This window comes from Priestia sp. P5_B4, assembly GCF_056400385.1.
In genome coordinates, this window is the sequence record NZ_JBFULJ010001174.1 from 1 (window position 1) to 956 (window position 956).

Here is a 956-nt window from a genome sequence, read left to right on the forward strand (position 1 = left end):
GTATAAAGAGCGAGCGGCGTTTCATAGTCTTTATTAGCTCCTTGACCTGCGGCACCGTTATCCATAGATAGATTATGAAAAGGCGTTACGTGTTCTCCGGAATTGCTAGACGAAGCGGAACCGTTTCCTGAAGGAAGACGATGATCCCTCGAATTATTATCAGGAGCAGATATACCATTCGTAATCTTTTTTAACTGATGACTTTCTTGAATCGAAAATAAATGTTCTTCTCCTTTATAGTGTGATAGTGAAACGATACTGAAAACAAATGCTAAAAGAAAAGCAGCCATTACGATAAAAGCCGTTCTTTTTTGTAGTATGTTCATATAAAATCCTCCGATGACAATGTATCGAATAAGTAGTAGTGTGTCTCCATACTATAAGGGGAGTTGGTGAAAATAAAGTGAAACTTCTTTAATAAAGAGCGGAAGAGAGAGCATAAAAAAACAAGGCCTTAGAAGACCTTGTTTTTTATATTGCTTATAGTACAGCATCAAACTTATTTACTTTCCACTGTGAACCAGATTTATAAAATGTAACGGTGCGTTTTACACTTCCTCCGTCAACTGTTGGAACCGTAAATTGATAAGAGCGAACATCGGCACGTTGATAAGTTAGTTTTGCTTTTGCTTTGTTCCACTCTAGCATGCTGAATCCGTCACCGACAGGACGAGCAAGCTTTCCGTTATATGTGATGTAGCGATAATTTGTTAATCCTTTTTGAATAGCACTGTTTGTAAAAGTTTCAGATAAGTAGCTTACTAGTTTGCTTTTTGTATGAAAATCTTGACAAAGATATGAGTACTGAGTGCCTTTATAATTAAATGTTTTTTGAGTACATAAATTACCTTTAGATCCATGAAGTGCATTCCAGAAATGGTTGCTTGCGTTTGCTGCAATTTTTACCGCATTAGTCGTTGATAGATTTTGTGATGCTGCTTGAGCTGTAACTCCTG

1 protein-coding gene and 1 pseudogene are annotated in these 956 nt (G+C 36.8%); both read right to left on the reverse strand.

Going from position 1 to position 956, the window contains the following annotated elements; translation table 11 throughout:
* Positions 1 to 326, reverse strand: a pseudogene (locus AC1DRF_RS29720) (hypothetical protein); the annotation flags it as partial.
* Between the two features lie 154 nt (positions 327 to 480).
* A partial coding sequence (locus AC1DRF_RS29725; protein ID WP_477742535.1) for an IseA DL-endopeptidase inhibitor family protein occupies positions 481 to 956 on the reverse strand: 476 nt, incomplete at its 5' end.